We start from the raw sequence: 6,701 nt of genomic DNA, 5'->3' as shown, positions 1-6,701 counted from the left end.
GTTAATTTTGGAGAAGCCGGATATTTGTGTATGGCCGCAACCCCTGTGGGAGCGAGCCTGCTCGCGAATCCGTTCGAACTGGCAACCAGACTGTCAGATGTACGTCTCGATATGCGCCATCCCCCTGGCCACATACTCGTCCTTCTCGCCGACCGGAGCGAAGTAGTGCAGCACTTCCCGCGCTGTTTCTGCACCCTTGAGCCGCGCCAGCAACCAGGCTGAAAGATACTGCGCGGAGAAACAGCCGCCGGCGGTGGCGATGTTGCCGTTGGCGTAGAACGCCTGATTAACAATGTTCACGCCTGCCGCCTGCACCCAGGGTTTGCTGGTGGTGTCGGTGCAGGCCGGTGCCTCGCCAAGAAGTCCAAGCCTGGCCAGCAGGAAGGTTCCGGAGCACTGAGAGCCCAGTAACTGGCGGGAAGGATCGAAACGCAGCTGATCCATGATCGCTGGATCATTGGCCACTTCACGGGTCTTCATGCCACTGCCCACCAGCACCGCGTCCGCCTGACAAGCCTCTGCCAGATCAACGTGCGCGTCGATGGTCAAACCGTTCATGGAGGTGACCCGAGACGACGGCGAAGCGATGCTCACCCGCCAATCCTTGTCGCCGACCAGGGAAATCCGGCTGAGCATGCCGTAGGCGATCAGTGAATCCAGTTCGTTGAAGCCGTCAAACGTCAGAATGGCGATGTGCATGGCGAATTCCCGATGTTTTTTCACAGCCTACGCCGACGATGGATGAAGCCTCCCGTACAGTCCGGCACAGAATCATCGCAACAGTAATGAATGATTACGTCCGGGCGCAGTCGGAGTTCGGGGTCAACAACGTCCGCAAGTGGGGGTTGGCGACCGCGCGCCCTGACGTCTACCAGCGCAGCGAAAAAGGTTATTCGCTGCAGGCGCGCACCAGGCTTTCACTTCCCAGCCGATACTGATTATTCCCGCTGCGCTTGGCCTCATACATCGCCAGGTCCGCGATGTGAATCAACCGGTCCATGCTCGGCGCATGGTCCGGGAACATCGCGACCCCAAGGCTGGTGCCGATGTGCCGTTGGTCATTGCCGATGGTGATTGGCGGTGAGAGTTCGACGAAAATTTTCTGGCAAATGGTGCGGGCTTCGTCTTGCAGGCTGTTGCCCTGTGGCAGGCCTTGCAGGATGACCACAAATTCGTCGCCACCGAGCCGGGCGACGGTGTCGGTTGAACGCAGGATCCTCTTCAACCGGGTGGCGGTAGTGATCAACACCCGGTCGCCGGCCGCATGGCCGTAGCGGTCATTGATTGCCTTGAAGCCATTGAGATCGACAAACACCAGCGCGACACGCGTGGCGCTGACTCGGGCCTGCTCCAGGGCTTCGCACAGGCGCTCTTCCAGCACCAGGCGATTGGGCAGGCCGGTCAGCGGATCGTAGTGGGCCAGGTGTTGCAGGTAACTGGCAGAGGCTTTTTCCTCGGTGATGTCGCGCACCACCCCCATCATCTTGATGGTCGTGTCGTGATCGTTCTTCACCACATTGCCGGTCTCCCGAAGCCAGCGGATGGTGCCATCGGGCCAGACGACCCGGTATTCCTCGTCATGGTTTTCGCCGGTTTCCAGGCAGCGCAGTTCACCGGCCCGAACCGTTGCACGGTCGTCCGGGTGCACGCAGGCGCAAAACAAGGCGTATGAGGGCGTCACCTCACCGATTTTGAAGCCGAACATGCCGTAAATCGCGTCCGACCAGTAGAGTTTGTCGGTGTCGACATCCCAGTCCCAGGTGCCGATGCGGGCGAAGTATTGGCTACGTTTGAAGCGTTCGGCGTCACCGTCCTGGCGGATATTTTGCCCATCGGTCAGGCTGGCAACGAGCACGCGAAGCTCGGCCAGCTGTTTTTGCAGCGCGCGCTCGCGACAGATCAAGGCGACGATCAGGGCAAGCATCACCAAGGCGATGACCGCGCTGGTCCAGTCCATATTCATTCCGGGATTGCCATCATGGCGTATTGAACCGTCGGGTAGGTGTTGCATATCTTAGTTCACGGTGAATGCCGGAAACAGATCGAATGGGTTGCCAATCGCGCGTATTTCTGGGAAAACGGCGCCCATTACGCCCTGTTGGGTGGGTGCACAATAGAGTGAACGTGATGAATGAGGAATTGCAGGTAATCGATCTTGAAGTGGGCGAAGGCAAAGCCGCGGTCAAAGGTGCGCTGATCACCACTCAATACCGCGGCTGGCTTGAAGACGGCACCGAATTCGATTCTTCCTACAGTCGAGGCAAACCTTTCCAGTGCGTGATTGGCACTGGAAGGGTCATCAAGGGCTGGGATCAGGGGATTATGGGCATGCAGGTCGGCGGCAAGCGCAAACTGCTGGTGCCGGCGCACCTGGGCTATGGCGAGCGTTCGATGGGGGCGATCACGCCGAATTCGAACCTGATTTTCGAGATTGAATTGCTGGAAGTGCTCACCCGTGACGATTGACGGTCAGGCCTGAAAGGTTTCCCGGTAGGCATACAGGCCCGGAGTGCCGCCGGTCATCACAAATAGCACGTTGTCCCCGGAGCGGTAGCGTCCGGGCCTGAGATCGGCCAACAACCCGGCGAACGCTTTGCCGGAATACACCGGGTCGATCAACACACCTTCGGCGCGGGCCATCAGGCGTACCGCGTCCTGCATGGCTGGCGTCGGCAGGCCGTAACCGTCACCCAGTTGACTGCCGTCAAGGGTGATTTCGTCAGCCTGCACGATGGCGCTGCTGCCCAACAACGCCAGGGTATTCTGGGTCAATTGCACGGTCCTGGCGGCTGATGAGTCCCGGTCGGATAAAACCGAGTAAGACTTGACGATAGACGTGCCTCGATCCAGCAATTGGAAGCCGGCCGCGAGCCCGGCGTGGGTGCCGGCGCTGCCGTTGGGTACCACGACCTGGTTGAAGGTGACGCCCAGTTGCGTTTCCTGCTGCGCGATCTCGGCTGCACAGCGCGCATAGCCGAGACTGCCCAACGGCGTTGAGCCCCCGGTGGGGAGCACCATCACCGTGCGCCCCGCGTCCCGCAGTTGCGCTGCGCGTAGTTCGGCTTTGGCGAGTGAGTCGGTGCCAGCGGGAAACACGCTCATTTCTGCGCCGAACAACTGGTCGAGCAGGACGTTGCCATTGAGTTCGTAATCCACGTCGGTTTTAGGCACCGACCGGGTCAGGATCAATTCGCACGCGATGCCCAAGCGAGCGCAAACGGCGGCGGTCAGGCGCGCATGGTTGGACTGAAGGCCGCCGATGGTAATGACCGTGTCGACGCCGGCCGCCAGCGCTGCACCGATATGGAATTCGAGTTTGCGCAGTTTGTTACCGCCACCGCCAATCAACATGTGATCGTCGCGCTTGAGAAACAGACCAATTCCCTGCGACTTCAAGCCCAGCAACTGTTCAAGGCGTTCGGCCCGCTGGATGGGCGTGGGGCCTTGCAGGAGGTCTGTCCGTGCAAAAGAACTCAGCGACTTGTCCAGTAGGGTTTGCATCAATGGAGCCTCGTTGGTCACGGTTATCCGAGTGACTGTAGGGAGAAAGCCGCTCGGGATAAATGCATTGTGGGTTATTACTCCTATTACCTGATGTATCTAATTCGTTGGATTGGCCGCTTGCCAGTTCCGTCAGGATCGGTGACTATGCGCGGAAAATAGGGGTAGGGGGTATAGGTATGTCGCACATCCACGAACACAAAGATGACTTGCTCAACCGCGTCCGGCGCATTTCAGGGCAGGTCCAGGCCGTTGAGCGGGCGCTTGAGTCCAACGCCGATTGCGCGAAGACCCTGCATCTGGTCGCGGCCGTTCGCGGTGCAGTCAACGGCTTGCTGGATCAATTCATCGAAGCCCACGCCCGTGAACACGTGGCGCATCCCGGCCTGAGCGATGAAGAGCGCGCTGAAGGTCTGGAAGATTTACTGCAAGCCATCCGTCGTTATTCGAAATAGAGACCCACGCACATGACACTGACGCCACAGGCTTCGCATTTTTCCCACGATCACATGTTTCTCGGCGCCAACCACGATGAAAATGCCCGCCGAACGTTATGGGTGGTGGCACTGACCTTCGTCATGATGATTGGCGAGATTGCTGCCGGCTACATCACTGGCTCCATGGCACTGCTGGCCGATGGATTCCACATGGCGACACATGCCGTAGCCTTGGGAATCGCCGCGGCGGCGTACGGTTTTGCCCGACGCCATGCCAACAATACCCGTTACAGTTTCGGCACCGGCAAGGTCGGTGATCTGGCCGGTTTTGCCTCGGCCATGGTGCTGGGCCTGGTGTCGCTCGGCATCGCCGCTGAGTCCATTTTTCGTTTGTTTCAGCCGACTACCGTGGCGTTTACAGAGGCGACGTTGATTGCGGTGGTCGGGCTTGCGGTGAACATCGTCAGTGCGCTGTTGCTGGGCGGTCATCATGGGCATAGTCATCACGACCATCACGACCATGATCACGGGCACAGTCATGATCACGAGCATCATCACGACAACAATCTGCGCTCGGCTTACGTCCATGTGCTCGCTGACGCCTTGACCTCGGTCCTGGCCATCGCCGCGTTGCTGGCCGGACGCTTCCTGGGTTGGGTCTGGCTTGATTCGGTGATGGGTATCGTCGGCGCCATAGTCATCGCGAACTGGGCCTATGGCCTGATGCGCAGCAGTGCTTCAGTGCTGCTCGATGCCACCGATGAGCAGGTTGTCGCGCAAATTCGCGAACTGCTGGAATCATCGGATGATGTGCGCATCAGCGACCTTCACGTCTGGCAAGTCGGGCCTCAGGCGCGGGCAGCCATTGTCAGCGTCGTGGCCGTTGCTGGCGTCAGTGCCGACATGGTTCGTGAGCGCCTGGTGCCGGTTCATGAGTTGTCTCACCTGACGGTCGAGCATCGCAACGGCTGATGCATGTTCAGGGGCAGTCGCTGAAAAGCGCAATGCGCCCGTTTATCGCCTAGCGGCGACAGACACGCCACGGGTTCGCCTGCCCGTGCCTGCCTTATACCTTAGCGACTGGCCGAAGCCATCAACACGCCAAAACCGGCGAAGGTCACCCCCGAGACTTTCGCGGCCAGCCAGGAACCCCGAGGGCTGGAGAGCCAGCCCTTGGCGGCATTGGCGAGCAAGGCATAGCTGCCATGCACCAAAATCACCAGGACAGCGTAGGAGGCGACCAGTTTGAAAAACTGGGCGGAGAACTGCGCCGAGGTGTCGATAAATTGCGGGAACACCGCCAAAAAGAAAAATACCGCCTTTGGGTTCAGAAACTGAATCGAAGCCGCCTCCAAATAGCGGTAGCCAGGGCTGGAGGGGCGCGTTTCAAGCAGTCTGTTAAAACGATCGGAGCGCCAGCTCTTGTAACCCAGGTACAGCAAGTAAGCCGCCCCTGCATACTTCAACAGAGTGAAGGCGTGCGCGGAGGTGCTGAGGATCAAGCCCACGCTGGTGGCACTGATGGTTGCGACGACAAACGCGCCCGACGCGATGCCCAGAATTCCCGGTATCGCCCCCGTCCAGCCGTGGCGCACCGCATTGGACAAGGTCAGGACCACGCCAGGCCCTGGACTCAGAATGGTCAGGGTGGCAAACAGTAGAAAGAGTCCGTAGCTGTTCATGTCTTGCTCCGTCAGATGACGCTGGCTGCGTGCTGGCAGATTGGCGTGACGACGGGGGCGTGACAAACGCTTTAATTGCGGCGCATATGTGACTAAATTAGACGCATGATCAATCAACTACCTCCGCTTAATGCTGTTCGCGCCTTCGCCGTTGCCGCTCGTCATCAAAGTTTCAGCCTGGCGGCCGAAGAGCTGCATGTCAGCCATAGTGCCGTCAGCCGGCACATCAAATTGCTTGAGGAGCACCTGGGCGTGCAGTTGTTCGAGCGGCGTGTCCGTCAATCGCTGTTGACGACCGCCGGCCAGCGCTTTTATGAGCAGGTCAGCGCCGGGCTGTCGCAGATCGCCAACGCCGCCGCAGCGCTCAAGCAGCAGGCCTCGCTGCCGATCGTGAAAATCAATGTTCGGCCGTCCTTTGCCATGCTTTGGCTGACGCCCAGGCTGGAGGATTTCATGGCGCAGCACCCGGGCATCAAACCGCAGGTGATCACCCAAACCCAGGCACCCGATCATGCGCGCGACGGGTTTGACGTCGTTATTCGCCGTGGTCGTGATGATTGGGCGCCGGCGATTGAGGCACGGGCACTGTTCGACGACGAACTGTTGCTGGTCGCGGCGCCATCGCTGATTGGGCGCCTGGCCCTTGAAGACCTCACTGCCCTGACCCGGCACACGTTACTGACCGCCAAGGCGCGTCGCGAGGACTGGCACAATTGGGCCATGCACTTTGGTCAAAGCCAGTCAGCCACTCAGAGAACCCGGCAGTTTGATCATATGCACCTGGTGCTTCAGGCCGCTGTGGAGGGGCAGGGCATCGCCTTGTGCCCGACCTCCTTATTGGGCACCCATCTGTTGAGTGGGCGCCTGATCTGCCCGCTGCCCGAGATGAGAATGCCGTTGCCACGTTATTACTACGGTGTTGCGCCGGATGTGACGGCGCCAACACGGGTGTTTGTGGAGTGGTTGTTTGCCCGGATTCAAGAGGATGCCGGGCAGGTGGAGCAGTTGATTGCAGGGTAATTTGAAGATCAAAAGATCGGTGGGCCGGGCCTTCGCCAGCGCCTGCCGATGACCTGCGCCG

At 59.6% G+C, this 6,701-nt stretch carries 8 protein-coding genes; 4 read left to right on the top strand and 4 right to left on the bottom strand.

Annotated elements, in window-relative coordinates; genetic code table 11:
• Nucleotides 1-93 precede the first annotated feature (93 nt).
• Together ACM6IR_RS19725 and ACM6IR_RS19720 are read right to left on the bottom strand one after the other, a co-directional pair.
• Nucleotides 94-699: a DJ-1/PfpI family protein gene (locus ACM6IR_RS19725; RefSeq protein WP_414909245.1), complete on the bottom strand. Its 606-nt coding sequence runs from the start codon at nucleotides 697-699 to the stop codon at nucleotides 94-96.
• A 190-nt stretch (nucleotides 700-889) separates the two neighbouring features.
• Entirely contained in the window at nucleotides 890-1,963 is a 1,074-nt protein-coding gene (locus ACM6IR_RS19720; protein ID WP_414909244.1) for a diguanylate cyclase domain-containing protein, read from the bottom strand.
• Between the two features lie 164 nt (nucleotides 1,964-2,127).
• Here ACM6IR_RS19720 and ACM6IR_RS19715 point away from each other — a divergent pair, with 164 nt between their 5' ends.
• Complete coding sequence (locus ACM6IR_RS19715) at nucleotides 2,128-2,466, top strand: FKBP-type peptidyl-prolyl cis-trans isomerase (RefSeq protein ID WP_414909243.1); 339 nt, start codon at nucleotides 2,128-2,130, stop codon at nucleotides 2,464-2,466.
• Nucleotides 2,467-2,469: 3 nt separating this feature from the next.
• Here the strand turns inward: ACM6IR_RS19715 and ACM6IR_RS19710 are convergent, their stop codons facing one another.
• Complete coding sequence (locus ACM6IR_RS19710) at nucleotides 2,470-3,501, bottom strand: D-cysteine desulfhydrase family protein (protein ID WP_414909242.1); 1,032 nt, start codon at nucleotides 3,499-3,501, stop codon at nucleotides 2,470-2,472.
• Nucleotides 3,502-3,680: 179 nt separating this feature from the next.
• On the opposite strand from ACM6IR_RS19710, the gene ACM6IR_RS19705 reads away from it, so the two are divergent.
• Nucleotides 3,681-3,956, top strand: coding sequence for a metal/formaldehyde-sensitive transcriptional repressor (locus ACM6IR_RS19705; protein WP_414909241.1), 276 nt, complete (start codon nucleotides 3,681-3,683; stop codon nucleotides 3,954-3,956).
• 12 nt (nucleotides 3,957-3,968) lie between these two features.
• A complete protein-coding gene (dmeF, locus tag ACM6IR_RS19700; RefSeq protein ID WP_414909240.1) occupies nucleotides 3,969-4,910 on the top strand; it encodes a CDF family Co(II)/Ni(II) efflux transporter DmeF in 942 nt (313 codons plus the stop codon).
• Between the two features lie 101 nt (nucleotides 4,911-5,011).
• Here dmeF and ACM6IR_RS19695 read toward each other — a convergent pair whose 3' ends face one another.
• Nucleotides 5,012-5,620, bottom strand: coding sequence for a LysE family translocator (locus ACM6IR_RS19695; protein WP_414909239.1), 609 nt, complete (start codon nucleotides 5,618-5,620; stop codon nucleotides 5,012-5,014).
• Nucleotides 5,621-5,725: 105 nt separating this feature from the next.
• On the opposite strand from ACM6IR_RS19695, the gene ACM6IR_RS19690 reads away from it, so the two are divergent.
• A complete protein-coding gene (locus ACM6IR_RS19690; protein ID WP_414909238.1) occupies nucleotides 5,726-6,640 on the top strand; it encodes a LysR substrate-binding domain-containing protein in 915 nt (304 codons plus the stop codon).
• Nucleotides 6,641-6,701 lie beyond the last annotated feature (61 nt).

This window comes from Pseudomonas sp. IT-P253 (assembly GCF_949768125.1).
Lineage (GTDB): Bacteria > Pseudomonadota > Gammaproteobacteria > Pseudomonadales > Pseudomonadaceae > Aquipseudomonas.
This window is presented reverse-complemented; position numbering and strand designations above follow the sequence as displayed.